Source organism: Streptomyces montanisoli, from assembly GCF_017813245.1.
GTDB classification, from domain to species: Bacteria; Actinomycetota; Actinomycetes; order Streptomycetales; family Streptomycetaceae; genus Streptomyces; species Streptomyces montanisoli.
Genome location: NZ_JAGIQL010000356.1, coordinates 1 through 1371, shown reverse-complemented (window position 1 = coordinate 1371; position 1371 = coordinate 1). Strand labels below are relative to the sequence as shown.

Below are 1371 nucleotides of genomic sequence, written 5' to 3'. Positions count from 1 at the left end.
GCCGGCCGTCGGCGGCGCCACGGGAAGCGCGGCCTGGTCGCAGGCGCCGAGGCGCCGGTCCTGCGCCGCGCAGCTGCTCGACGACGAGGGCGCCGCGGACGGCGCGGCCTGGTCGGGCGCCGCCGGCTGCGTCGAGGCGTCGGATCCCGTGTCCGAGGGCGACACGGGCAGCGTGTAGGAGGGCAGGCTGCCCCGGCTCGGCGTGGGCTCGAACCGTGTCCAGCCCACGCCCTGGAAGTACAGCTCGGGCCAGGCGTGCGCGTCGCTCAGCGCGACGTCGACCGTGCCGTCGGCCTGCGGGGTGCCGGGCGCGAAGCCGACCGCGACGCGCGCCGGGATGCCCAGCGTGCGGGCCATGGCCGCCATCGTGAACGAGAAGTGGACGCAGAAGCCGCGCTTCTCCTTGAGGAACCGTGCGATGGCGCCGGGGCCCGTGCCGGAGTCGACGTGCGTGTCGTACGTGAAGCCGCCGTCCTCCGCGAACCAGTTCTGCAGCGCGACGGCCCGCTCGTAGTTGTTCCTCGCTCCCGCCGTGACCTGCTGGGCGGTCCGCTTCACCACCCCGGGGAGGTTACGCGGCACCTTGGTGTACTCCCGCTGGAGCGACGACGGCGGCGCACCCGCCGTCGCCAGCTGCGCGCGCGTCGGGTTCACCTGGAGGCTCTCGACGGTGTAGCGCGCGTCCCCGGTGGACTGGCCGTGGTCGCCGACGAGCGTCCTGCCCTCGGGCTCGTAGCGCCAGCGGCCCTTGATGGAGACGTGCGCCGCCGGGTACGGCATCGGCAGGTAGTTCTGCCGGTACCAGGGGGCCGACGTGATGCTCGTGCTGATCCTCGTCCTGCTCACGGACGGGGCCAGGCCCTGCGGCGTCGGCAGCCGGTCGGGTACGTCACCGACCTTGCGCTGCGAGAACCGCCACGTCGTGCCGTCGAACTCGTCGAGCGCCATGATCCGCAGGTAGAGGTCCTGGGAGTCCGGTGCGTTGGTGCGGTAGCGCAGCGCCTCGCGGTCGTCGTTCTGGTTGAGGTCGTCCTGGAGGGACACCAGCGGGTTGACCGCGGAGATCGTGCCCCCGCCCCCCAGGCCCGTGCCGTTCCCCGCGCCGAGTCCTGCGAGCAGGCCGCCGCCGAGCTGTGGCAGGGCGAGCGGGACGACCAGCGCGATGCCGAGCGCGACCACCCCGATGCGGCGGCCGGTGCGCGCGGGCGCGGCCCCGTGCCCTGTCGGCGCGCCTGGCCGACGCCAGATCGGTAGACCACTCCCCTGGACTCCAGTTTCCCTTGCATCTCGCATGTCCGCTTCTGCTCGTAAGAGGACGGGGGAGCCGGTGGGGGGGGGCGGGCGGGCGGGGGAGCGGCAGGGGGGGGGGGG

At 74.3% G+C, this 1371-nt stretch carries 1 protein-coding gene; it reads right to left on the bottom strand.

The annotated features are described in order from the left end of the window. A partial coding sequence (locus tag JFN87_RS33125; protein WP_209346213.1) for a transglutaminase TgpA family protein occupies window positions 1-1371 on the bottom strand: 1371 nt, incomplete at both ends.